We start from the raw sequence: 23,697 nt of genomic DNA on the forward strand, positions 1-23,697 counted from the left end.
TGGGAGCGCTTCCATGGCCGTCGTGTCCATGCCACCATGCGGGCGGACGCCTCCCCTTCACGGCTTCCTCACGAGAGGGGCGAGTCGATGCCGACTCCGCGCACGCGTACGTTCGTCGGCGGTCTGGTCCTGCTGCTGATCGCCGTCGCCACCCTCGCCCTGTCGCCCGGCCCGGCGGCCGCGGGTGATGCCGGATCCGGCCGGGCGGGGCCGCTCCCCGGGTCCTTCGCCTGGACCTCCAGCGGCCAGCTGATTGGTCCCAAGCCGGACGCCGCCCATCCGATCGTCTCACCGGCACCTACTCCGCCGACACCGCAAGGATCTTCGCAACCGGCATCTCCTCCGGCGCGATGATGACCAACGTGCTGCTCGGCGACTACCCCGACGTGTTCGCGGCGGGCGCCGCCTTCTCGGGCGTGCCGTTCGGCTGCTTCGCCACCACCGACGGCTCCGAGTGGAACAGCGCGTGCTCGGGCGGCACGGTGATCCGCACCCCGCGGGAGTGGGGCGACCTGGCCCGCGGCGCATACCCCGGTTACACCGGCCCGCGGCCGAGGATGCAGCTGTGGCACGGCACCGAGGACGACGTGCTGCGCTACCCCGACTTCGGGGAGGAGATCAAGCAGTGGACCGACGTGCAGGGCGTGAGCCAGAGCCCGGCCGCCACCGACTCGCCCCAGTCCGGCTGGACCCGCACCCGCTACGGCGGCACAGGTGACCGGGCCCCCGTCGAGGCGATCAGCCTGCAGGGCGTCGGCCACAACCTGTACGGCTACGGCATGGCGGCCCGCGTGCTCACGTTCTTCGGCCTCGACAGCGCGGGCCCGGCGCCCCAGCCGCAGCCGGGCGGCTGCAAGGTGACGGTCACCGTCAACGCCTGGAACACCGGCCTGACCGGCTCCGCCACCCTCACCAACGCCGGCACCACCACGGTCAACGGCTGGCAGCTCGCCTTCACCCTGCCCGCCGGCCAGACCATCACCAACGGCTGGGGCGCCACGTACACCCCGGCCTCCGGTGCGGTGACGGCCACGAACGCGTCGTACAACGGCACGATCGCACCGAACGCGAGCGTGACCATCGGCTACCAGGCGAACCACACCGGCAACAGCGCGGCGCCCGCCGCGTTCACACTCAACGGGACTTCCTGCACGGTGAGTTGACGCCTCCTCGGCCCGCGTGCGGCCGGTGCTCGGCCGCACGCGGAAATTCGTGGGCAGGGGAGTGGGGGTGGAAGGTAGCGTCGCCGGGACGGGAACCCCTGCCTGGAGGGACGTTGAGGTGAGTATGTCGTCCGACGACGTGGTCAGGCTGTTCGCCGACGAGTCGCGGGTGCGGGCCTTCGCGGCCGTGGCGTTGGGCGCCAGAACCGTCACCGAGGTCGTCGAACGCAGTGGCCTGCCGAGCAAGCAGGCCCTGGTGGCCCTGCGCCGCCTGGAGGACGGCCAGGTCGTCGTGTCGGAGGCCGGCGGACTCGAGGTGTCCTACGGCCACTTTCGCGGCCTGGCCCGGGAGGCCTCCGCCCCCGCGCCGCCGCAGGACCACGGTTCCGGGGACGAGCGCGTAGAGGCGGTGCTGCGCACGTTCGTGCGTGACGGACGCCTGGTGCGCCTGCCCGCCCAGTGGGAAACTCGTCCTGCGCCACCTCGCGGAGCGCAGCTTCGAGGCGGGCCGGGAGTACAGCGAGCAGGAGGTCAACGACAGACTGCGCGTCTGGTGCGAGGGAGGCGGGATCGACCATGTCACGCTGCGCCGCTACCTGGTCGACCTGCACCATCTGGACCGCCAGGACGGTGTGTACCGGCGCTCGCCGGAGGACACCGCGCTGCTGGACTGAGTCAGACGACCTCTTCCGTGGGCTTCGTCGTGCCCTGTGCGACCGAGCCACGTGAACCGGACTCTGCCCCAAGGTGGTTGAACAGCAGGTTCAGCACGATCGCCGTCAGGCAGCCCGCGCTGATGCCGCTGTTCATCACGGTCTGGAACCAGTCCGGGAACTTCGCGTAGACCGTTGGCACACCCACCGGCAGCATGCCGATCGCGACCGACACGGCCACCACCGTCAGGTTGTGGTTGCCCTTGAAGTCGACCTCGGCCAGGGTCCGCAGACCGCTCGCGGCGACAGTCCCGAACATCACCAGACCCGCACCGCCGAGGACCGGCGCCGGAATCGCCGCGACCACCGCGCCCAGCTTGGGCAGCAGGCCGAGCAGCACGAGGATGCCGCCCGCGGTGGCGACGACCCAGCGGCTGCGCACCCGGGTCATGCCCACGAGGCCCACGTTCTGCGCGTACGCCGTGTAGGGGAAGGTGTTGAACACGCCGCCGAGGACGGTCGACAGGCCGTCGGCGCGCAGGCCGTCGGACAGGGAACGTGGCTCTACCTTCCGTCCGGTCAGCTCGCCGACCGCGATCAGGTCACCGGTCGTCTCGGTCATCGTCACCAGAGCCACCACCAGCATCGACACGATCGCCGACGCCTCGAAGGCAGGCGCCCCGAAGTGGAACGGCGTGCTGATCCCGACCCAGTCGGCGTCCCCGACTCCGCCGAAGTCCGTGAACCCGAAGGGCACCGCCACCGCCAGGCCCACAGCGATGCCGATCAGTACCGCGATCCGGCTCAGAAACGCCGGTGCGAACCGCTGCACGCAGAGCACCACCGCAAGGACGAACCCGGCGAGCGCCAGGTTCTTCGGCTCCCCGAAGTCCTTCGAACCGACGCCGCCCGCGGCCCAGTTGCCCGCGACCGGCAGCAGTGACACGCCGATGATCAGGATGACCGTGCCGGTGACGAGCGGCGGGAAGAACCGCAGCAACCTGCCGAAGACCGGCGCCAGCAGCACGATCGCGAGACCCGCGACGATGACCGAGCCGTAGATCGCGGGCAGTCCGCCGCCCGTCGTCCCGATCAGCACCATCGGTGAGACGGCGGCGAAGGTACAGCCCTGCATGATCGGCAGCCGCACGCCGAACCGCCAGAAGCCCACGCACTGGATGAGCGTGGCGATGCCGCACACCAGAAGGTCGGCGGTGATCAGATACGCCAGGTCGGCGGCCGGCAGCTTCATCGCGCCGCCCACGATCAGCGGCACGGCCACCGCGCCCGCGTACATGGCGAGCACGTGCTGCAGACCGAAGGCGGCCAACTGGCGTGCGGGCGGGACCTCGTCGACGGGATGCGCGGGCGCGGTCGATGTCATCGATTCTCCAGAGCGGCGGGGGCGGGGACGGGGACACGGGGGCAACATCCGGACAGCATCAGACCGTAAGCGGCTTGAACAGTTTGTTGATGTCGCGGGCGTTGCCACTGTGTGTCATGCCCATTCGGACGCTCCGGGCTCCGCTACGAGCGCATCGTCCGCGCCGCGGCCAGCAGCGATTCCCAGTCCGGCAGTTTCACCACACCGCGCCCGAGCGAGACCCCGAGCTCCGCCTCGGCCCGCTCGATGGCCAGCCATCCCGCCCAATCGACCGGTTCGATCCCCTCGGCGCGCAGCACGTCGAGCGCATCCCCGGGCAGCTCCCTGCGTACGAGCGCGGCGGCGTCCTCGAGCAGCGACGTCACCGTCTCCTTGGCGTCGGGCCGGTTGGTGCCGATGACCCCCGTCGGGCCCCGCTTGATCCACCCCGCCACGTACTCGCCCGGCGCGACGACGCCCTCGCGCAGCACACGGCCGGCCAGATGCGGCACGGTCCCGCGCTCCGTGTCGAACGGCAGCCCCTCGAGGGGGACCCCGCGATATCCCACCGAACGCAGGACGAGCTGGGCCTCGATGTCCTCGTACCGGCCCGTACCCGTCACTCCGCCGCGCCCGTCCGGCACCGTCCGCTCGAAGCGCACGGCGCCCACGCGGCCTCCCTCGGCGAGGAGTTCGACGGGACGGAGGAAGAAACGCAGCCGGATCCGGCGCGGGCCGCCCGTGGCCGGCAGGTTCGTCCAGCCGCGCAGGACCTCCACGTTGCGGCGCTGGGGGGCGGGAAGCCCGGAGGGGTCCGCGTAGGCCGGGTCGAGGGCCAGTTCGGCCGGGTCCACGGTCACGTCGGTTCCGGGCAGTCCGCCGAGTTCGCGCAGTTCCTTGGTGGTGAAGCGGGCCTGGGAGGGGCCGCGTCGCCCCACCATGTGGATCTCGGTGATCCGGCTCGCGGCGAGCGCGGTCAGCGCCTCCTGGGGCATGTCGGTGGGGCTCAGCTCGGTCGCCCCGCGGGCCAGCATGCGGGTGACGTCGACCGCGACGTTCCCCACGCCGATGACGACGGCCGAGCGGGCGCCGAGGACGAACCCGTCGGCCGTGGAGTCCGGGTGGGCGCTGTACCAGGACACGAACTCCGTCGCCGACCAGCTGCCCGGCAGCTCCTCGCCCGGGATCCCGAGGTGCCGGTCCGTCGCGGCGCCCACGCAGTACACCACCGCGTGGTACAGCTCGCGCAGCCGGGCGGCCGGCACCCCGCCGGTGCCGACCTGGACACCGCCGAGGAAGCGCACCCGCTCGTGCTCCAGGACGGTCCGCAGGTTGTTCTGCAGGGACTTGATCTTCTCGTGGTCCGGTGCCACGCCGTAGCGCACCAGTCCGTACGGGCAGGGCAGCCGGTCCAGGACGTCGACGAGCACGCACGAATCCTGCTGGACGAGGCTCTGGGCGGTGTAGACCCCGCTCGGCCCGGAGCCGACGACGGCGACACGCAGCACGGCGGAACTCCTTACCCCGAGGGACCGGAGCAGATCGCTGATGTCTCCAGGATCGCACCGCCCGTGCTCCGCTGACAGGGTGCTGTGCGGCGCACACGCGTACGTCATCCTTGTGGAGTGTGATCGCAAGGTTACGTTGCGTGCGCCCCGGAAGCACCCATCACGACGTCACTGCATGTCGCGCATCCGTGTGATCTCGCTCGTCTGCTGGGCGACCACGTCGTCGGCCATCTCCTCGACCTGGATGTTGTTGCCCTGCGCCTTGACGTCGGTGGCCATGGTGATCGCTCCTTCGTGATGGGCGATCATCAGGGTGAGGAAGAGGTCGTCGAAGGCCTTCCCGCGCGTGGCGCGCAACTGCTTCAACTGGGCCTCGGTGGCCATGCCGGGCATCGCGGCGTGATCGTGCCCCCCGCCCCGCTCCTCCTCGCCGTGCGTCTTCAGCCAGCTCCTCATGCTCGTGATCTCCGGCCCCTGCGCGGCGGCGATCCGCTCGGCGAGCCGCTTGAGGTCGCTCGACCCGGCGCGGTCGGGGGCGAGTTCGGTCATCTCCAGTGCCTGCGAATGGTGCTCGATCATCATCCGCACATAGGCGGCGTCCGCCGAGTTCGGGGTGTCGTCCTCGGCGCGCTGCCGCGCGGCGTCCTCTGCGGACAGAGTCCGGTTCGCCTCGCCCGGCTTTCCGGGCGCGAGCACCGAAGGCCCGGTCGCCGCCGCCGACTTGGCGTCCGAACCGGAGTCACAGGCCCCGAGCCCCAGTACGGCCAGGGCCGCCACCGATGCCGTGACGAGTGACGCGGGGAACGCACGGCGTAAGGGCACAACGACCTCCTGTGGCAGGCGGGATGACGGACACCTTGTGACTGCTGACGACCGTCCTAGCACGCTTCCGCGCGTCAATGATCAGAAAACTTCATTGCAGGCTTGTTGCCCACTGTTGGTATGTGCATGGCGAAGACGATACTTCCGTGGTGCGTGCACCGTTCCGACGCGAACGGCACTAGGGAGGAAAACAGTGATCCTGTGGAAAGATCCCCGAACGCGGCACAGACGTCTGGGAGTCGTGGCGACCGCCGCTGGACTCCTGGCTGCGCTGCTCACGGCAGGACCGGCGGCCGCGACGCCCGACCCGGGGGACGGCCAGGCCGCTCAGAAGGAGGTGTCACAGAGCACCCGGGCTCAGGTGAAGGAGGCCCTGGCGAGCGGCGAGATACCCGGCCAGGACGAGATCGTCCACTCCGCGAACGTCGAGCACCTCGTCAACGTCCCCAAGGAAGCCTTACCCGGCACCAATTCGGACCTGGCCTTCCAGGGCAAGTACGCCTTCGCCGGCAACTACGACGGCTTCCGCATCTTCGACATCAGCAACCCCAGGGCGCCGAAGACCGTCGCCCAGGTGCTGTGCCCCGGCTCGCAGAACGACGTCTCCGTCTCCGGCAACCTGCTGTTCCTGTCCACCGACTCCTCGCGCAGCGACAGCAGTTGCAACAGCACCACGCAGCCCGCGACGGAGAAGTCCTCGTGGGAGGGCATGAAGGTCTTCGACATCAGCGACAAGGCGAACCCGAAGTACGTCGCCGCCGTCGAGACCGCCTGCGGCTCGCACACCCACACGCTGGTCCCCGAGCGCAGGAACGTCTACGTCTACGTCTCCTCGTACTCGCCCAGCGCCACCTACCCCGACTGCCAACCGCCGCACGACGGCATCTCGGTCATCAAGGTGCCGCGCAACGCCCCCGAGAAGGCCGCGGTCGTGAGCTTCCCCGTCCTGTTCCCCGGTGAGGGTCCGGACGGCGGCGGCAACCCGGGCGCACCCACCAACCCGGGCGTCTCCAAGACGACCGGCTGCCACGACATCACCGTCCTCCCGGAGAAGGACCTCGCGGCCGGCGCCTGCATGGGCGACGGCATCCTGTTCTCCATCAAGGACCCCGAGCACCCGAAGGTCATCGACCAGGTGCAGGACAACGTCAACTTCGCGTTCTGGCACTCGGCGACCTTCAACCAGAAGGCGAACAAGGTCGTGTTCACCGACGAGCTGGGCGGCGGCGTCGGCGCCACCTGCAACGCGGCGACCGGACCGAACCGCGGTGCCGACGGCATCTACGACATCGTCGGCAAGGGCGAGCACCGCAAGCTGGTCTTCCGCAGCTACTACAAGATCCCCCGCCACCAGGCGGACACCGAGAACTGCGTGGCCCACAACGGCTCGCTGATCCCGGTCAAGGGCAAGGACCTCATGGTCCAGGCCTGGTACCAGGGCGGCATCTCCGTCTGGGACTTCACCGACTCGTCGCACCCGAAGGAGATCGCCTTCTTCGAGCGCGGCCCGCTGACCACGGACAAGATCACGGTCGGCGGCTCGTGGTCCGCGTACTACTACAACGGCTACATCTACTCCAACGACATCGCCAAGGGCTTCGATGTCCTGAAGCTCGACGACCGCCGCACGGATCCGGCCAAGCGGGTCCACCTGCGTGAGCTCAACGTGCAGACCCAGCCGGACTACTTCGACTGACCGCCGGGGTCCCGGCCCGTCGCGAAGAACCGCGACAGATCCGTGTCGCACGTCCCGCCGGAGGCCCCACCGGTCTCCGGCGGGACGCCCTGCTCCCAGTCGAGCCGGTAGCGCGCGAAGAGCTCGGCGCGCAGGGTGGTGATCGGCATGGGCACGTTCGGCAGCACCATCGCGTAGACGGCTCCCATCAGCAGGGAGCGCAGCATCGGGTAGTCGGCGTCCACGTTCTGCGAGCCGTGCCGGACGACGGTGTCCCGCAGCAGTTCGGCCAGCCGTTTCTGCTCCGGGCACTGCACGAAACCCTCGGCCTGCAGCAGTCCCGCCATGTGCTGGCGCATCAGCACGGTCTGGTCCCTGGCCAGTCCCAGGATCGCGTCGATGGCCCGTGCCATCCGCTCCCGGCCGTCCTCGGTGTACGGCTCCCGCTCGAGTCCCTCCTCCAGCGTCCGGTGCATCAGCCGGTGCACGGCCGACTGCACGAGCTGGCGCTTGCCGGGGAAGTAGTACGACACCAGGCCGCGCGCCGAGCCCGCTCGGTCCGCGATGTCGCCGAGCGTCGTCGCCTCGTATCCGCGCTCGCTCACCAGCTCGACCGCGGCCTGCAGGAGCCGTTCCCGGGAACGCCGCCGCAATTCTTCATTGACCGAGGCGCTGCGCGGGGACATGCTGTAACTCCTGCGTTGACTGGCTGCCAGCCAACTATACTCAGCGCGTCCTGGTCGGCCCCGTACAGGGGCCGCCGGGCTGCCGCCTGCCTCGGGCGACGCGGGGGATCGTCCGAGGCAGGCTTCTTTGTGCCGTGGGAAGCTCCGGATCATCCCCGCGGTGGGCATGGGAAAGCCACGGCTCGGTGCGCTGGAGCGCGATCGATTACTGCTGGGACCTGCCGCGGTGGGCCGGGCTCAGTCCACCAGGTCCAGCACCGGGCGCAGCCCCTCCGGCCGCTGCGTGATCGGCACATGGTCCACGAAGTGCACTCCGCAGCCCAGAGCCGCCGCGCCGCCGTCCGCGCGCCGGTCGTCGCCGACCATGAGCACGTCCTGCGGATCCGCGCCCAGCGCCGCGCAGGCGGTCGCGAACAGCCGCGGGTCGGGCTTGCGGATGCCGTGCTCGTACGACAGGACGTACGCGTCGACGAACGGGTCGAGGCCGTGCTCGCGGAACACCGGACGCAGGTCCCAGCCGATGTTGCTGACCACGCCGACGGCCGTGCCGCGCCCGCGCAGGGTGCGCAGCACCTCGGCGGCGTCGGGATACGGCGCCCACGCGGCCGGCGTCTTGTGGCGGTCGTACAGCGCCTCGTGCAGCTTCGGGTCGGGGAGCGTGACCTGGCGGGAGAGCCCGGTGTACACGGCACGGTGCAGCTCGGCGCTCTCGTCCCTGATCTCCCACAGGTCGGCGACGTCCTCGGGCAGCCGCGCGGGGTTGGCCCCGCCCGGCAGCGCACCCGCTTCCTCCAGCGCGCGTGCCGTCGGGGCCACCTCCGGTTCGGGCAGGGCGATCCCGGTCTCGTCCAGCACGGCGCGCAGCCAGGACTCGGCGGGCTCGATGCGGAAGAGCGTCCCGGAGAAGTCGAACAGCACGGCAGCCATGCACTGGACTCTACTCGCGCTTCTGTCCAGTGCAGAGCCGCCGCGGGAGCGTCGGGTTCAGCGGGGCGGGCTTCGGCGTGCCGTAGAACGTGATCGGGGGCCGACCGCGGGAGACGACCGGTTCGTCGAGCGCCTCGGCGATCTCCAGAGGGTCGATGGCGTAACCGGCCGGCGGGGTCTCGACGATCTCCACGCTGAACTTGATGGCCGGCGCGGCGTAGTCGAGGGAGGTCCGCCCGCCGAAGAGCGTGGCCGGGGGAACTCGCTCGACGCGGCTTCCGCCGATGCCTCCGCGGCCTGAGCCGGCCGACCGGACGCCGTGGGGCCTGTCCGGCGGATCATGCCGCAGACGCGGGGCCTGGCACGCCCATCTGCGGCGTTGTCGTCGGTTGCCGACGCTCCGCGTCGACGCCCTCCTCCGCCTTGCAGCTGGACGCACCAGACGCCGCTCACCTGCGCAGATCAGTAGCCGCGGCTTTCCTGCGACCTGACCCGCCGGACAGGCCCTGGCGCAGTGCCCGCAGCGGTCGTCCGCGAGTACCCGAGCAGGAGGGTCTCGAAATGCTGGACAACGCGCCCCCTCCTTGAGCGGCTCCGCGGGTCTCTCCGCGGCCGCCGCTCGATCGTACGTACGTACGCATGTCGAGCGGCCGGAGTTGAACGAGATCGTCCGCTAGTCAGGGTGCGCCCGGGTGCCCCGCACGCGTTCGAAAGTGACGATCGCCAGCGCCACCAGCATCGCCCCGAGCAGCCACCCCCCGAGGACGTCCGACGGCCAGTGCACGCCCAGCCACACCCGGGTCAGGCCCACGCCCACCACGGAGAGCACCGCCACCGCCAGTGCCGTACGGCACACGGCGCGGCCTGCCCCGTAGTGGTGGAGCAGCCACAGGAGGAGGCCGCAGACCACCGTCGCGGTCATGGCGTGGCCGGAGGGGAAGGCCGCGTAGTGGGCGGAGTCGACGGGGTCGGTCCAGACCGGGCGGGGGCGGCCGACCGCGGCCTTGAGGGACTGCTGCACCGCGGCGCCCAGGGCGGTCACGGCCACCAGCCACAGCGCCGCCCACCACGCCGAGCGCCGCCACACCAGCCACACCACGGCGACCGCGCAGAGGACACGCATCGTCCACGGGTCCCAGACCCAGTCAGTGAGGATGCGGGAGACGTGGGTGAGGTCCGGGTCGGCGACGGCCCAGCGGTGCGTGGTGCGGGACACGTCGCCGTCGGCGGTCGTCAGGGGGTGCCAGTCGATCGCCACCAGAGACAGCAGCAGCGCGGAGCACAGCGCCAGGACGAACGCCGCGCGTACGGCGGTGCGGTGGTCCGGCGTCCGGGGCGGGGCCTCGACGGTCGCGTTGTGCATACTGTGATCCTCGCCGACCCGCGGGGTGAAAGGCCAACTCCGGGATTCGGACCGTGGCCCTAACCCAGTGCCCTCAGTCCCGGTACGAACGCCACCAGGACCGGGATCACCGGCACCAGCGCGGCCGCCGCCGTCAGCCGCAGCCGGCGGGCCGCCGTGAGCCGGTCCGGGGGAGTGAGCAGCCGGTGCACCCGCTGCGGGACATGGCCGTGCGGAGTCGAGCCGGGGCCGAACACGCCCCTGTCCTCGTTGAGTTCCACCAGGGCGAGCGCGGTCGTCAGTCGGCCGAAGCGGCGGGAGGCCATGTCGTCGGCGGCGAGTTCGACCAGCCGGTGCATCTCGTCGCGGAACGCGGCGAACACCGGCACCTGCGGAAACCCGTTGGCCAACGCGGCCGAACAATTCAGCAGCCAGTCGTGACGGGCCTGCGCATGCCCCTGCTCATGGGCGAGGACCGCGTCCAGCTGCCGCCCCTTGAGGCGGCGCAACGCGGCCGTGGTGACAACGAGTCGGGGTGCCGCGCCCGGCAGCCACCACGCGTCGGGCCGCTCGCCCTCCAGCACGACCAGCCGGCCCGTCGCGGACTCCTCACCGGGCAACAGAGGGGCGAGCAGGCGGAGTTCGGCCCGTCGCCGCCGGTGCCCGGCCCGCACCCGTACGACCTGCAGGACCAGCATGGCCCCGCTCCACAGGCCGCCGCACGCGAGCGCCACCGCGGTCGCCGCCGCCCAGGGGCCCGTGGCACCCAGCGCGTACGCCTCCACGACCGCGTGCGGCGCCGGGGCGAACACATGGCCACGCACCGCCTGCCAGGCGGCCGCCGCGCTCAGCGTCATCGACAGCGCGCAGCACAGGAGCACCGCGGCCACCACGCACTGCCACACCCACAGTGCGACCACCGGTTCACGGTCCCGCCAGTCGGCCCGGACGAGCAGCCTGGGCGCGAGGACGGCGGTCAGGGCGCCGAGCAGGAGCAGGACCGCGGGGACCATCATGGGCAGCACCCTATGAGCGACGGGCTACGCCCGGGTACGGCCGCTTGTCGCAAAGTGACGCAGACCACGGATTCGTGGAGGCCGGCCCGGCCCCTCGCGATCACAGCGTGAGCAGCATGGCCAGCATCCCGATCCCCATCGACAGACGGCACGCCCGTGCCAGTTCCGGACGGTCGCCCCAGCCGGCCGTCCCGCCTCCGGCCGCCACGGCGGCGACAGGCAGCAGCCGCGTGCCGGAGATCAGGACGTAGCCCGCGAAGTAGAGGAGCAACACGCCGGTCAGGAGCGGGATTCCGGAATCGCCGGGCCCGTGTCCGTGCGCGGGGGAGACGGCCATCGCGACCGCCATGTAGACCATGGCCGCGGCTCCGACCAGGTGATGCAGATGGTGGGCGCTCGCGCGGGCCGCCCACAGGGCGCGCAACGCGGCCGCGCCGAACACGGCCGCGTAGCCGGGCCAGGTCCACGCCGGGGGAGTGAACACGGCCGGAGGCACGGCCATCGCGGCCATGCCGAAGCCCATCAGCGCCTCGCCGCCCGCGGCACGGCGCTGTTCCTCGACGCTGCTGCGCATGCGCAGCAGGCAGTAGGTGCCGGTCGCGGCGCAGAGCGCGACCAGCAGCCAGCCGGGCGACGCCGGTCCGTGCACGCCCACCTCCCCGCTCGACGGTCGGTCATCGGATGCGATGCCCGGGACTCGCGGCGCGCACGCGAGCGCAAGGAGGTACACGGGGAGCATTCGGCGGAGCACGGCAGGTGAGCGCGAGGTCTCCAGTATTCCCGCTCGCCGCTGCCCTGCGCCTCGGCCGGCCCTCCGACATCTGGTTCAAGCCCGCCCCGATGGCCCTGCTCGTCACCGAGTTCGCCCGGTTCCAGGACCCGGGCGAGCTGATCGGTGAGCGGCTCGTGGACACCCACGTCGGGGCGCTGGCCGCCTTCGCCGTCACCGATCGACGCTCCGGCGGCCGCCTCGAACACGCACTGACCACCGCCGAGCCGGCTCCCGAGCGCGCTGCCCCGCCTCCCTGAGGAGCGGCAGCCGGCACCCGGAGCGCTTCGGCCCGCCGCGCCCTGGCCGACCTGCGCGCCACCGCCGACGCCGCGTCCGGGGAATGGTGGCAGCGCGCGCTGCCCCACGAGCGGGTCGTGGCGGCCGAGCAGTCCGGACACCGTACGCTCGCCGCGACGGTACGCCGGCAGGGACTGCTCCTGGGCGGGCGCACGGACGCGAGGACGGAGGACGTACGGCGATGACGGCACCGAACGGACAGCGAGGGGCGGGCCAGGACACCGTCGCCGCCGTCGTACGGCAGTGGCAGGCCGTCCACCCCGGCCTCGACACCGGCCCCATGGAGATCATCGGCCGCGTCAACCGATGCGCCGCCCTCCTTCAGCAGGCCGAGGACGCACCGCTGCGCCGGGCCGGGCTGAGCCGCGCCGAGTTCGACCTGCTCGGTGCCCTGCGCCGCTCCGGCCACGAGCTGACCCCCGGCGAACTGGCTCGCGAGACCTTCTCCTCGGGCGCCGCCGTCACCAAACGCCTCAAGCAGCTCACCGAACGCGGCCTGGTGGAGCGGCGCGGCGACACCCGCGACCGCCGCGTCGCCCATGTCCGCCTCACGGACGCCGGACGCGACCTCGTCGACGGGATCCTGCCCGAGCAACTCGCCCACGAGACATCCGTGCTGTCCGGACTCGACCCCGCAGGCCGCAGCGAACTCGCCGCAATGCTCGGCGAGTTGCTGGCCCAGCTCGAGGGCCGGCTGGGGGCGCTGCGCCTCTGAGCGCCCCCAGCCGCGGCTGCGCAGGTTCGAGCATGATCAGCCTTCGTCGCCGGTCCGGTACATCCCGAACACGGCACCCTGCGGATCCCGCAACACCGCGATCCGCGGCCCGTCGGGCACCGAGGTGGGTTCCATGAGGAGCGTGCCGCCGGCGTCCGTCGCTGCGGCGGCCGTGGTGTCCACGTCGGCGACGGCGAAGTACGGCAGCCAGTGCGCGGGCACCTCGTGCGGGAACTTGTCGTCCATCGTCACCATGCCGCCGAAGTCCGCACCGTCGATGCCCCACTGCGTGTACTGCTCCGAGGCGTTGACGCTCCAGCCGAACACCGTCGTGTAGAAGTCCACCGCCCGCTCGGGAGCCCTGGTCATCAGCTCGACCCAGCCCAGCGAGCCGGGGGCGTTGAACAGCCCGGCGCCCGGAAAGGCCCGCGCCTGCCACAGCTGGAAGACCGCACCGGTCGGATCCACGGCCACCGCGAAGCGGCCCACGTCGAACACGTCCATCGGGCCCAGCAGCACCGTCCCGCCGGCCTCCGCCACTCGCGCCACCGCGGCGTCCGCGTCCGGCACCGCGAACGACACGTTCCACGCGACGGGCTGTTCCTCCTGGTACAGCGGGGCCAGAGCGGCGACCGCCGCGTCCCCGAGGTGCGCGACCGTGTAGCCGCCCGCCTCCTGGCGCGGATCCGTCTCGGCACGCCAGCCGAACAACTCCGCGTAGAACCGCTTGGCGGCCGCCAGGTCACTGGTCCCGAGCTCGGTCCAGCAGGGCCCGCCGGTCACCGGCTTGTCGAGCTTCATGGTGTTCCCTCCGCAGCGAGACCGCACAGACCCCCTCCCAGCACGCTAAGCCGCGTCCCAGGACCCGGCCATCCCGCGAAACCCCTGGAGCCCGGTGCCGGCACCGACGTACCCTCGACGCCGTACCGCATCGCATGGCGGCCCCGGCACCAGCACCCTGCCCCGGAGGTCCCGCATGCCCGCGCTCGAGGTCCGTCCCTTCCGCCGCGACGACCGCGACCAGCTCACCGATCTGATCAACAGGCACGTCGCAGCCGTCGTCCCCGGTGTCTCGGTCTCCGTGAACACCGTCCTCAGCGCCATGGAGCGACAGCCCGACGAGCCCCTCACCGACCCGTGGGTGAGCGAGCGGCTCACGCTCGTCGCCGCACAGCGCGACCGCGTCATGGCCGCCGCCCATCTGCTGCGTTACCGGGCCGACGCCGAGGTGAGCGCGGACTACCGGGGCATCGGTGAGATCGACTGGTTCGTCTGCCATCCGCCGACGACCTTCCTGCCCGACGCGGAGGCGGCCGCCGATCTGCTGATGTCCGCCTGCCTCGCCGGGTTCGCCCGCTGGAACGTCCGCGCGCGCCGGGCGAGCGGCGAGCTGCCCGCCCCCGTGGTCCACGGTCTGCCCTGCAACTGGCCGCACATCCGCGCGGTCTACGAACGCGCCGGCTTCCGGCACACCGGGGACACGGAGGTGATCCTGATCGCGCGGGTGGCCGATCTGCCGACCCGCGAGCCGAGGGCGGGATTCACCGTCGAGCGCACGCTGGGGGAGTGCGGCACCCGCTTCACGGCGTACGCCGACGGCCGCGCCCTGGGCTTCATCGAGGTCGACACCGCCCTGGCCCGCCCCGAACGCCACACCCGGGCCGCGGGCCTCGCCGACATCGGCAACCTGCACGTCGACCCGGACTCGTACGACGCGGGACTGGAGCCCTGGCTCCTCGCCCGGGCCGCGGACTGGCTGCGCCTGTGCGGAGCGGACCGCCTCCTCGCCTGCGAACCGGCCGCCGATCGCACGGCGATCGACCACCTGACCTCGGCGGGCTTCCGCGAACTCACCCGCACCGACCGCCGCTGGGAACACCGCCCCGGGTGACGTCAGATCCCCGGCCTATAACGCAGTGGATGATCCGCCGGCACCTCCACCAGGACGATCCGTGTCCCGTCCGGATCCGCGATCCACATCTCCACCAGCCCCCACGGCTCCCTCACCGGCGGCCGTACGATCTCGACGCCCTTGTCCCGCAGCTCGTCGTGCGCCGCGGCCACGTCCTCCACCTGCAGCCACAGCTGCACGGCCGGGGAGGGCAGTGTCCCGGACCGCCCGGAGACCTCCAGGAAGCCCCCGCCGAGGAAGTAGACGGTGCCGCGCTCCGGGCCCGCGCCGAACTCGCGGTAGACGGACAGGCCGAGCTGTTCGCCGTAGAAGACGCGGGACCGCTCGGGATCGGCCGGCCGCAACAGTGTCCGGCTGCTGAGTACATGCACCATGCAGCGGAGCCTAGTCGTGGCGTTACCCTCGTCCCTGGCCGAGCCGCGCCCGAGGAGTGGAGAAGCAGCCCATGGAGACCACCGCCGTCACCGGACTCACCTTCCGCGACGCCACCGACGCGGACGTGGACTCGCTGGTCGCGCTGATCGAGTCGGCCTACCGCGGGGACTCCAGCCGGACCGGGTGGACCACCGAGGCGGACATCCTGGAGGGGCAGCGGACCGACCCCGAGGGCGTGCTGGCCGTCATCAAGTCGCCGGACAGCCGTCTGCTGGCGGTCGAGCGGGAGGGCGTGGTCGTCGCCTGCTGCCAGCTCGAACACCGGGGTGACCACGCCTACTTCGGGATGTTCGCGGTCAGCCCGGCGCTGCAGGGTGCCGGCCTCGGCAAGGTGATCATCGCGGAGGCGGAGGGGCAGGCCCGCGAGACCTGGGGCGTCTCGGAGATGCACATGACCGTGATCTCCGTACGCGACGACCTCATCGCCTGGTACGAGCGGCGCGGCTACCGCCGTACGGGACGGATGACCCCGTTCCCGTACGGCGACGAGCGCTTCGGCATTCCGCAGCGAGACGACCTGCAGTTCGAACTGCTGGTCAAGGAGCTCGCGTGAGCGTCAGGCGGTGAAGCGGCCGGTGCGCTTGATCTCCGGGTAGTCGGTGGTCGCGCCGTCCAGCTCCAGGGCGCGGACGAGCCGCAGGTGGTCCTGCGTGTTCACCACCCAGCCGATGATCCGCAGGCGCTCCTCGCGGGCGGCCTCGACGACCTCGAGGGTGAGGCGGCGGATGTTCAGGCAGAGGCTGCCCGCTCCGGCCGCGACGGCCCGCTCGACGATGTCGGTGCCGTAGCGGCTGCCGATCAGCGCGGTCCGCACACCGGGGACGAGCCGGGCGATCTCCGCGATCGCCTCGTCGTGGAAGGACGACACCTCCACCCGGGAGACGAGGTCCCGCTTCTCCATGACCTCGGCGAGTGCCCGCGCCGCCGCCACGTCCTTGATCTCCGCCTGCAGCGGTGCCCGCACCGCGTCCAGGACCTCCTCGAAGACCGGGATCCGCTCCCCGCGGCCCGCGTCCAGGGCGCGCAGTTCGGCGAGGGTCTTCTCGGCGATCGGGCCCGTCCCGTCGGTCGTGCGGTCCACTTCGGTGTCGTGCATGACGACGAGGGCGCCGTCCTTGCTCAGGTGCAGATCGAGTTCGATGACGTCGAGGCCGGCCTGCTGGGCGGCGACGAAGGAACGGAGGGTGTTCTCGGGTTCGACACCCATCACTCCGCGGTGACCGATGGTAAGGAAGTTCAAGGTTCAACTCGCTTCCGTCGACGGCGGCTCGGCACGCGCGCGGACCGGAGCGGACGGCACTGTCCGCGCGGCAGATCCGCAGCCTAGTGGCCCCGCCCCGCGATGAACCCGTGCCTGCGTGGGGGATCCGCGCCGCGCGCTTGGCGTGCCTGGCCGGTACGAGCCGGGGCGGTCACCCTGGCGTGGGCGAGTCCGGCGCGGATTGACCCATGGGCCCATGCGGAACGGCCGATTCTCGTCGGTCATGGCCCGAGCCCCGCTCCGCTCGGGCGTATGTGGCACAAGAAACGGCCCACCTCGTGGTGCACAGGAAAAAGTTCTGTGACAACCGAGGTGTGCAGGATAATTTCCCGAGGCTCGGCTTGCTGGGAGGAACCTCGTATGTATACGGTCTGCAGACGCAAGGTTCTCCAGTAGAGGATGGGACATGACGGAAATTCTTGTGCAGGCGGCTTCGGGGGAGCAGGTTTCTCCCGCGACCAGGGTGGTGGATCATCCGGCGTGGCCCGTGCTCAAGGATGCCGTGGAGCAGATCCGGCCATGGCAGTCGAAGGACGGATCGATCGGCTTCGAGGCCGAGGGCGCCCCGGACCCCGCCGACGCGGAACGCGCCGTGCGCCGTGTCGTGCACGCGGTCGAGGAGCTGTCCCCGCTGCTCCCGCACGACGCCGACTATCACGCGGCCCTCGTCAAGGACCTGCACCGCTGGGCCGACGGCGGTTTCAAGGTGCCCGACTTCCTCGACTCGCTGCTGGCCTTCCAGCCCGCCGCGGGCCGCGCGGACGGCCTGCAGCACCTGGTCGTCTTCCCGATGTACACGCAGAACGGCAACCCCGACCGCAACCTCGAGGCCGTCGTGCTGCGCATGGTGTGGCCGGACTGGCTGGCCGAGCTGGAGCGCACCCGCTACGACAACCCGCTGTTCTGCGGAATCAAGTTCGAGGACTTCACGGCCGGCTACGACACCAACTCCGCTGTCCTCTTCCCGGAGACCATAGCCGTGCGCGAGGCGCCGGAGCGGTTCAGCTGGGGCGGCATCTTCTGCGACCGCGAGGCCGCTCGCTTCCGCCGGGTGACCGCGGCCACCGTCGACATCCTGGGCATGGAGCTGCCCCAGGACGTCGCAGCGATGGTCCACGACCAGAAGCGCTGCGAGGAGGCCTTCGTCCTGTGGGACATGGTCCACGACCGCACCCACAGCCACGGCGACCTGCCCTTCGACCCGTTCATGATCAAGCAGCGCCAGCCGTTCTGGATGTACGGCCTCGAGGAGCTGCGCTGCGACCTCACCGCCTTCAAGGAGGCCGTGAAGCTGGAGGCCGACGGCGTCCCACAGGCCCGTGACGTGCAGTACGCGGTGCTGTTCGACCGCATGTTCCGCTTCCCGGTCACCGGCGAGCGCGTGCGCAACTACGACGGTCTGGGCGGCCAGCTCCTCTTCGCCTACCTGCACAAGCACGACGTCGTCCGCTGGACCGACAACAAGCTGTTCATCGACTGGCAGCGCGCCCCGCAGGTCACCAACCAGCTGTGCGCCGACATCGAGAAGCTCTACCGCGACGGCATCGACCGTCCCAAGCTGGTGCACTGGTTCGCCGGATACGAGCTGGTCTCCACCTACCTCGCCCCGCACCCCGGCTCCGTGTGGGCCAAGGGTCCCGACGCCCTGGACCTGAGCCGGCCGCCGCGGAAGCTCGTCGATGACGTGCTTCCGGACGAGTTTCCCCTGAGCATGTTCTATGAGGCGCTGTCCAAGAAGCTGAAGAACGTGATCGCCTCCACCAGGGGCATCACGGCGGACAGCGCCGAGCGGGTGGCCGCGTGAGCGACCGCGACAACCGGAACACTGCTCAGGAGGCGAGGAACATGGCGGGGAACGGAGCTCTAAGCGGTGCGGTGATCGCGGTGGCAGGGGCGGGTGGGCCCGCCGGCCGGGCGACACTGCTGCGGCTGGCCGAGGAGGGGGCGACCGTCGTCGCCGCGGACAACGATCCCGAGCGGCTCGCGGAGGCCGTGGACGCGGCCCGATACGCGTCGGGCGGTGCCACCGTCACCGGCGAGCCCGTCGACCTGCTCGAGCTGCAGTCCACCCGTGACTGGGCCACCCACATCGAGAAGGACTTCGGCCGCGTCGACGGGCTTGTGCATCTCGTCGGCGGCTGGCGTGGCAGCGAGACCTTCACCAAGACGAGCCTGGACGACTGGGACTTCCTCGAGCTGCTGCTCGTCCGCACCGTGCAGAACACCTCCCTCGCCTTCCACGAGGCGCTGCAGAACAGCGACCGCGGCCGGTACGTGCTCATCAGCGCCGCGGGCGCGAGCAGGCCCACCGCGGGCAACGCCGCCTACGCCGCGGCCAAGGCCGCCGCCGAGGCGTGGACACTGGCCATGGCGGACTTCTTCCGCAAGGCGGGGGGCCGGCAGGAGCTGACGTCCGCTGCTGTGATCCTTGTGGTGAAGGCGTTGGTGCACGACGCGATGCGCGCCGAGCGACCCAACGCGAAGTTCGCGGGCTTCACGGACGTCAAGGACCTGGCCGAGGCCATCGCCGGGCTCTGGGAGAAGCCCGCCGCGGAAGTGAACGGAAATCGTCTGTGGCTGACCGAGTAGCCGTGAATCCCCCGAAGACCGACGCGCGTCGCCATCACGACCCGGAGGTCCGAGGTTTCGCCAGTGACAACTACGCCGGGGCGCACCCGGAGGTGCTCGCCGCCCTGGCCCTGGCCAACGGCGGGCACCAGGTGTCCTACGGCGAGGACGCGTACACCGAGAACCTCCAGCGGATCATCCGCAGCCACTTCGGGGCCACGGCGGAGGCGTTCCCGGTCTTCAACGGCACCGGCGCGAACGTCGTCGCGCTCCAGGCGGTCACCGACCGCTGGGGCGCGGTGATCTGTGCCGAGAGCGCGCACATCAACGTCGACGAGTGCGGCGCGCCGGAGCGCATGGGCGGCCTCAAGCTGCTGACCGTCCCCACGCCCGACGGCAAGCTCACCCCCGAGCTGATCGACCGGCAGGCGTACGGCTGGGACGACGAGCACCGCGCGATGCCGCAGGTCGTCTCGATCACCCAGAGCACGGAACTCGGCACCCTCTACACGCCCGACGAGATCCGAGCGATTTGCGACCACGCCCACGCGCACGGGATGAGGGTGCACCTGGACGGCTCCCGGATAGCCAACGCCGCCGCATCCCTGAACGTCCCGATGCGGACCTTCACCGACGCGGTCGGCGTCGACATCCTCTCCCTCGGCGGCACGAAGAACGGCGCGCTCTTCGGCGAGGCGGTCGTGGTCATCAACCAGGACGCCGTCAGCCACATGAAGCACCTGCGCAAGCTGTCCATGCAGCTCGCGTCCAAGATGCGGTTCGTTTCGGTGCAGCTGGAGGCGCTGCTCGCCAAGGACCTGTGGCTGCGCAACGCCCGCCACGCCAACGAGATGGCGCAGCGGCTCGCGGAGGGAGTGCGGGCGGTGCACGGCGTGGAGATTCTCTACCCGGTGCAGGCCAACGGGGTCTTCGCCCGGCTCCCGCACGACGCGAGCGAGCGGCTGCAGAAGCGGTTCCGGTTCTACTTCTGGGACGAGGCCGCGGGAGTCGTCCGCTGGATGTGCTCCTTCGACACGGCAGAGGAGGACGTGGACGCGTTCGTGGCAGCGCTCAAGGAGGAGATGGCGCGCTAGCAGTCATCTATGCATAGGTATGCGGTCATCCGAAAAGTCATTGACTGGCGGGTGATCGCGTTCCTATGCTCTGCGGGCATGGAGCTGATCCAGGAGAACCCCGATCTGTCCGCCTACTTGGCTGCTGACGACGTCATCGACCATCACCATCCGCTGGTGAGGGAGACGGCGGAGCGTCTTGCCAAGGGCGCGCAGGACTCGTATGCCTATGCGCGACTGGCGTTCGACTACGTGCGCGACACCATCCCCCACTCACAGGACTCCGGTGATCCGCGCGTCACCTGGCGCGCGTCCGACGTGCTGGAGCAGGGGACGGGCATCTGCTACGCGAAGTCCCATGCCCTGGCGGCTCTGCTGCGGGCCGAGGACATCCCGACCGCGTTGTGCTACCAGAAGCTCGACGTCGTCCACGGACTGGTCGCGGTGCGGTTCAACGGGGCCTGGCACCGGCAGGATCCGCGCGGCAACAAACCGGGTGTGGACGCCCGGTTCTCCCTCGCCGGCGAGCGGCTGGCCTTCGTGCCCGACCCTGGGTCCAATGAGATGGACTACCCGGTCCTGTATGCTGAACCGCATCCGGCTGTCCTGAGCGCGCTGAAGGCCGCCCCCGACCGGTCGTATCTCTGGAAGACCCTCCCGAGCGCACTCTGAGGCAGGCGATGACCCTCTCCCTGACCGTCTCCGACGAGGTGCGCGCCCTCGCGCCCGGCTTCACCCACGTCGTGGTGCAGGCGCACGGACTCGTCAACGGGCCCAGCACCGACGCCAGTTCGGCGCTCCTCGACGAAGCCGCCCGACGTCTCGCCGTACGGCTGGAGGGGCGCGCACCGCACGAGGACCCGCACATGGCCGCCTGGCGCGAGGTCTACACGGCGTTCGGCTCGAAGCCGTCCCGCACCCGCAACTCGGCGGAGGCACTGGCCAAGCGCGCCCTCTCGGAGGCGGGGCTGCCGCGCATCAACATGCTGGTCGATCTCTACAACGCCATCAGCGTCGCCCACCTGATCCCGGTCGGCGGCGAGGACATCGACCGCATCCAGGGCGACATGCGGCTCGTCCGCGCCACCGGCGACGAGGACTTCGTGACCGTCGCCGGCGGCGAGGAGGTCGTCGAGCACCCCGACACCGGCGAGGTGGTGTGGCGGGACGACGCGGGCGTGACCTGCCGGCGCTGGAACTGGCGCCAGGGCCCGCGCACCCGCCTCACCGAGGAAACGGTCGCGGCGGTCTTCCTGCTGGAGGCAGTGGCCCCGATGCCGGCCGCCGATGTCGAGACGGCGGCGGCCGAACTCGCCGAGCTTTTGGAGAAGTTCAGCCCGGAAGCACGGATCACGGTTCGGAGCCAGGCCCTTGGGCCTGTCCGGCGGATCAAGTTGCGGGAAGGCGGCGGCGCCTGATCAGTGCCGGTGAGCGGGGCGATGGGAGTGCCCCCGCGCGAGGTTGTTCGAGCGTGGGAGGCCGACGACAACCCGGCAGACGGGCGTGCCACGCCCCGCGTCTGCGGCATGATCCGCCGGACAGGCCCAAGGCCCAGGCCTTAGCGGGCCTCGGCCTCCCGCACCTGCTCCGGCGTGGGCGCCGTACCCCCCAGGTGGGCCGGCATCCACCATGTGTCGTTCGCGTCCTTGGGACGCACGGGGTAGGCGCGCTGGGCGGCCTCCAGGAGTTCCTGGACGCGCTCGCGCAACTGGCGGGTGATCGCGCCCGCGTACTTGTCCTTGGACGCCTCGATCGCCTCGCCCACGCGGATCGTGATCGGGATGTGGCTGCGCTTGAAATTGCGCGGATGGCCCTTGGTCCACAGTCGCTGAGTGCCCCACACGGCCATCGGGACCAGCGGGACGCCCGCCTCCTGGGCCAGTCGGGCGGCGCCCGACTTGAAGCTCTTCAGGGTGAACGACTGGGAGATGGTGGCCTCGGGGAAGACCCCGACGATCTCGCCGGACTTCAGCGAGTCCAGCGCGTGCTGGTAGGCCGCCTCACCCTGCTTGCGGTCCACCGGGATGTGCTTCATCCCGCGCATCAGCGGGCCGGAGATCCGGTGCCGGAAGACGGACTCCTTCGCCATGAAGCGAACGAGACGCTTCTGCGGAAGCGCCGCCAGGCCGTCGAAGATGAAGTCCAGGTAGCTGATGTGATTGCTCACCAGCACGGCGCCGCCCGAGCGCGGGATGTTCTCCGAACCCTTGCAGTCGATCTTGAGGTCCCACGCCTTGAACAATGTGAGGGCGAGACCGACGACGGGACGGTAGACGAGTTCGGCCATGGGCGGAGGTGGACCCTTCCTTCTCTGCCAGGGAAGGGATTCCCGGCGGGAAAGTTACGCAGCCGTAGGTTTACGGCATCTCGCAGATCGTGCCCGAAGAACGGCGGGACAGCCAGTCCTGGTGCCCATGTCCGGCGAGATCCTCGTCACGTATGCCCCTTGATCCACCTCGGGCTTTTGAACCGCCTTCACTCCGCGCGCACCGTCACCCGCCGTACGAGCAGGTACATCTCGCACCCCAGGCAGTACCCGAACGCCGCGTTGAGGAAGGCGGCCGCCAACGCCGCGCCCGTCGCGGCGAGTCCCAGCCACTGCGGTCCCAGCGTGAGACCGGCCAGCCCCACGCCCGCGAACAGGAGCCCCACCGCCTGCGCGAAACGCGGCGGTTCCGGCGCCTCGAACTCGGTCGGCTGCCCGATCCGCGGCCGTACGGCCCTGCGGAACAGCCATCCGTACGGCGAACGGCCCACCCCTCCCGCCGCGCCCAGCGCGAACGCCAGGGTCTGCCAGGCCAGCAGCCAGGCGCTCCCGGTGACCAGTACGACCGCCAGCACGACGGTCGTCACGGCCGCCCCGAAGCGCGGCCCCCTCACATCGATGTCCATGGGAATCAAGCATTCCGCATGAGGGACACTTCGGGGAGCCGGGAATCTTTGCAGTCTCGTGAAGGGTTGTGCGGGTGATGACCGGAATCGTGGTGTGCGTGGCGGTGCTCGTGGCGGCGAGCGCCTTCGGAGTGCTGCAGCGGCGGCGGAGCGGGAGAGTGCGGGTGCGCGGGCGCGACGACGGGAAACGGCTCGGGGTGGCCGAGTTGGGCGAGGACCTCGGTGCGCGCGCGACCCTCGTGCAGTTCTCCTCCGCCTTCTGCGCGCCCTGCCGGGCGACCCGCCGGGTGCTCGGAGAGGTGGCCGGCATGGTCCCCGGAGTCGCCCACATCGAGATCGACGCCGAGGCCCGGCTGGACCTCGTCCGTGCGCTCGGCATCCTCAAGACGCCGACCGTGCTGGTCCTGGACGCCGACGGAAGGGTCGTGCGGCGCGCCACCGGCCAGCCGCGCAAGGCGGACGTCGTGGCGGCGCTGGGGGAGGCGGTTTGACGCCGGTCGCGCCAGGGTGAGACATCTTCCATATGCCGGGACGTACTTGACTGCGCGCACCACCTATCGTCAGCCTGACCGTATGCCTACGGAACTCCTTCTCTACGGGCGGGTCCACGTCGACCT

25 protein-coding genes and 2 pseudogenes are annotated in these 23,697 nt (G+C 70.8%); 13 read left to right on the forward strand and 14 right to left on the reverse strand.

What is annotated here, in order from left to right; genetic code table 11:
* Positions 1-296: 296 nt before the first annotated feature.
* Together ABZO29_RS39410 and ABZO29_RS39415 are read left to right on the forward strand one after the other, a co-directional pair.
* Positions 297-1,163 (forward strand): annotated as a pseudogene (locus ABZO29_RS39410) (cellulose binding domain-containing protein); the annotation flags it as partial.
* Between the two features lie 428 nt (positions 1,164-1,591).
* Complete coding sequence (locus ABZO29_RS39415) at positions 1,592-1,837, forward strand: DUF2087 domain-containing protein (RefSeq protein WP_367324983.1); 246 nt, start codon at positions 1,592-1,594, stop codon at positions 1,835-1,837.
* Between the two features lies 1 nt (position 1,838).
* Here the strand turns inward: ABZO29_RS39415 and ABZO29_RS39420 are convergent, their stop codons facing one another.
* From ABZO29_RS39420 to ABZO29_RS39430, 3 genes are all read right to left on the reverse strand, one after another.
* Positions 1,839-3,200: a nucleobase:cation symporter-2 family protein gene (locus tag ABZO29_RS39420; protein WP_367324984.1), complete on the reverse strand. Its 1,362-nt coding sequence runs from the start codon at positions 3,198-3,200 to the stop codon at positions 1,839-1,841.
* A 143-nt stretch (positions 3,201-3,343) separates the two neighbouring features.
* Entirely contained in the window at positions 3,344-4,687 is a 1,344-nt protein-coding gene (locus ABZO29_RS39425) for an FAD-dependent oxidoreductase (RefSeq protein ID WP_367324985.1), read from the reverse strand.
* A 168-nt stretch (positions 4,688-4,855) separates the two neighbouring features.
* A complete protein-coding gene (locus ABZO29_RS39430) occupies positions 4,856-5,509 on the reverse strand; it encodes a DUF305 domain-containing protein (RefSeq protein WP_367324986.1) in 654 nt (217 codons plus the stop codon).
* Positions 5,510-5,702: 193 nt separating this feature from the next.
* Here ABZO29_RS39430 and ABZO29_RS39435 point away from each other — a divergent pair, with 193 nt between their 5' ends.
* A complete protein-coding gene (locus ABZO29_RS39435) occupies positions 5,703-7,205 on the forward strand; it encodes an LVIVD repeat-containing protein (RefSeq protein ID WP_367324987.1) in 1,503 nt (500 codons plus the stop codon).
* Here the strand turns inward: ABZO29_RS39435 and ABZO29_RS39440 are convergent.
* The 6 genes from ABZO29_RS39440 to ABZO29_RS39465 form a co-directional block, all read right to left on the reverse strand.
* Complete coding sequence (locus ABZO29_RS39440) at positions 7,193-7,870, reverse strand: TetR/AcrR family transcriptional regulator (RefSeq protein ID WP_367324988.1); 678 nt, start codon at positions 7,868-7,870, stop codon at positions 7,193-7,195. The genes ABZO29_RS39435 and ABZO29_RS39440 overlap by 13 nt on opposite strands.
* A gap of 237 nt (positions 7,871-8,107) precedes the next feature.
* Positions 8,108-8,797, reverse strand: coding sequence for an HAD family hydrolase (locus ABZO29_RS39445; RefSeq protein WP_367324989.1), 690 nt, complete (start codon positions 8,795-8,797; stop codon positions 8,108-8,110).
* 10 nt (positions 8,798-8,807) lie between these two features.
* Complete coding sequence (locus ABZO29_RS39450) at positions 8,808-8,990, reverse strand: hypothetical protein (RefSeq protein WP_367324990.1); 183 nt, start codon at positions 8,988-8,990, stop codon at positions 8,808-8,810.
* Positions 8,991-9,470: 480 nt separating this feature from the next.
* Positions 9,471-10,160 (reverse strand): phosphatase PAP2 family protein, encoded by a 690-nt coding sequence (locus ABZO29_RS39455; protein WP_367324991.1) that lies wholly within the window; start codon positions 10,158-10,160, stop codon positions 9,471-9,473.
* A gap of 59 nt (positions 10,161-10,219) precedes the next feature.
* Complete coding sequence (locus ABZO29_RS39460; protein ID WP_367324992.1) at positions 10,220-11,155, reverse strand: M56 family metallopeptidase; 936 nt, start codon at positions 11,153-11,155, stop codon at positions 10,220-10,222.
* Between the two features lie 100 nt (positions 11,156-11,255).
* Positions 11,256-11,804: a DUF5134 domain-containing protein gene (locus ABZO29_RS39465; protein WP_367324993.1), complete on the reverse strand. Its 549-nt coding sequence runs from the start codon at positions 11,802-11,804 to the stop codon at positions 11,256-11,258.
* A 188-nt stretch (positions 11,805-11,992) separates the two neighbouring features.
* Between ABZO29_RS39465 and ABZO29_RS39470 the strand changes: the two are divergent.
* Together ABZO29_RS39470 and ABZO29_RS39475 are read left to right on the forward strand one after the other, a co-directional pair.
* Positions 11,993-12,409, forward strand: a pseudogene (locus ABZO29_RS39470) (FUSC family protein); the annotation flags it as partial.
* Positions 12,406-12,939, forward strand: coding sequence for a MarR family winged helix-turn-helix transcriptional regulator (locus tag ABZO29_RS39475; RefSeq protein WP_367324994.1), 534 nt, complete (start codon positions 12,406-12,408; stop codon positions 12,937-12,939). The pseudogene ABZO29_RS39470 and the gene ABZO29_RS39475, both read left to right, overlap by 4 nt.
* A gap of 36 nt (positions 12,940-12,975) precedes the next feature.
* Here ABZO29_RS39475 and ABZO29_RS39480 read toward each other — a convergent pair whose 3' ends face one another.
* Positions 12,976-13,740 carry a VOC family protein gene (locus tag ABZO29_RS39480; RefSeq protein ID WP_367324995.1) on the reverse strand — a complete coding sequence of 255 codons (765 nt, stop codon included), beginning with the start codon at positions 13,738-13,740 and terminating at the stop codon, positions 12,976-12,978.
* Between the two features lie 175 nt (positions 13,741-13,915).
* Between ABZO29_RS39480 and ABZO29_RS39485 the strand changes: the two genes are divergently transcribed.
* On the forward strand, positions 13,916-14,830 hold the full coding sequence (locus ABZO29_RS39485; RefSeq protein ID WP_367324996.1) for an N-acetyltransferase: 915 nt from the start codon (positions 13,916-13,918) through the stop codon (positions 14,828-14,830).
* 2 nt (positions 14,831-14,832) lie between these two features.
* Here the strand turns inward: ABZO29_RS39485 and ABZO29_RS39490 are convergent, their stop codons facing one another.
* A complete protein-coding gene (locus ABZO29_RS39490; protein WP_367324997.1) occupies positions 14,833-15,225 on the reverse strand; it encodes a VOC family protein in 393 nt (130 codons plus the stop codon).
* Positions 15,226-15,296: 71 nt separating this feature from the next.
* Between ABZO29_RS39490 and ABZO29_RS39495 the strand changes: the two genes are divergently transcribed.
* On the forward strand, positions 15,297-15,839 hold the full coding sequence (locus tag ABZO29_RS39495; protein WP_367324998.1) for a GNAT family N-acetyltransferase: 543 nt from the start codon (positions 15,297-15,299) through the stop codon (positions 15,837-15,839).
* A gap of 3 nt (positions 15,840-15,842) precedes the next feature.
* Here the strand turns inward: ABZO29_RS39495 and ABZO29_RS39500 are convergent, their stop codons facing one another.
* Positions 15,843-16,526: a glycerophosphodiester phosphodiesterase gene (locus tag ABZO29_RS39500; protein WP_367324999.1), complete on the reverse strand. Its 684-nt coding sequence runs from the start codon at positions 16,524-16,526 to the stop codon at positions 15,843-15,845.
* Positions 16,527-16,953: 427 nt separating this feature from the next.
* Here ABZO29_RS39500 and ABZO29_RS39505 point away from each other — a divergent pair, with 427 nt between their 5' ends.
* From ABZO29_RS39505 to ABZO29_RS39525, 5 genes are all read left to right on the forward strand, one after another.
* Positions 16,954-18,351 (forward strand): DUF6421 family protein, encoded by a 1,398-nt coding sequence (locus ABZO29_RS39505; protein ID WP_367325000.1) that lies wholly within the window; start codon positions 16,954-16,956, stop codon positions 18,349-18,351.
* 41 nt (positions 18,352-18,392) lie between these two features.
* Entirely contained in the window at positions 18,393-19,136 is a 744-nt protein-coding gene (locus ABZO29_RS39510) for an SDR family NAD(P)-dependent oxidoreductase (protein ID WP_367325001.1), read from the forward strand.
* A 2-nt stretch (positions 19,137-19,138) separates the two neighbouring features.
* Positions 19,139-20,209 (forward strand): low specificity L-threonine aldolase, encoded by a 1,071-nt coding sequence (locus ABZO29_RS39515; protein ID WP_367325002.1) that lies wholly within the window; start codon positions 19,139-19,141, stop codon positions 20,207-20,209.
* A 78-nt stretch (positions 20,210-20,287) separates the two neighbouring features.
* The gene (locus tag ABZO29_RS39520; RefSeq protein ID WP_367325003.1) at positions 20,288-20,860 is read left to right on the forward strand and encodes a transglutaminase family protein; all 573 of its coding nucleotides are present in this window, start codon (positions 20,288-20,290) and stop codon (positions 20,858-20,860) included.
* An 8-nt stretch (positions 20,861-20,868) separates the two neighbouring features.
* Entirely contained in the window at positions 20,869-21,606 is a 738-nt protein-coding gene (locus ABZO29_RS39525) for a B3/4 domain-containing protein (protein WP_367325004.1), read from the forward strand.
* 140 nt (positions 21,607-21,746) lie between these two features.
* Here the strand turns inward: ABZO29_RS39525 and ABZO29_RS39530 are convergent, their stop codons facing one another.
* Together ABZO29_RS39530 and ABZO29_RS39535 are read right to left on the reverse strand one after the other, a co-directional pair.
* On the reverse strand, positions 21,747-22,475 hold the full coding sequence (locus ABZO29_RS39530) for a lysophospholipid acyltransferase family protein (RefSeq protein ID WP_367325005.1): 729 nt from the start codon (positions 22,473-22,475) through the stop codon (positions 21,747-21,749).
* Positions 22,476-22,663: 188 nt separating this feature from the next.
* Positions 22,664-23,080, reverse strand: coding sequence for a DUF4395 domain-containing protein (locus tag ABZO29_RS39535; RefSeq protein WP_367325006.1), 417 nt, complete (start codon positions 23,078-23,080; stop codon positions 22,664-22,666).
* A 77-nt stretch (positions 23,081-23,157) separates the two neighbouring features.
* Between ABZO29_RS39535 and ABZO29_RS39540 the strand changes: the two genes are divergently transcribed.
* The gene (locus tag ABZO29_RS39540; protein ID WP_367325007.1) at positions 23,158-23,571 is read left to right on the forward strand and encodes a TlpA family protein disulfide reductase; all 414 of its coding nucleotides are present in this window, start codon (positions 23,158-23,160) and stop codon (positions 23,569-23,571) included.
* Positions 23,572-23,697 lie beyond the last annotated feature (126 nt).

Source organism: Streptomyces sp. HUAS ZL42 (assembly GCF_040782645.1).
In the GTDB taxonomy this organism is placed as follows: domain Bacteria; phylum Actinomycetota; class Actinomycetes; order Streptomycetales; family Streptomycetaceae; genus Streptomyces.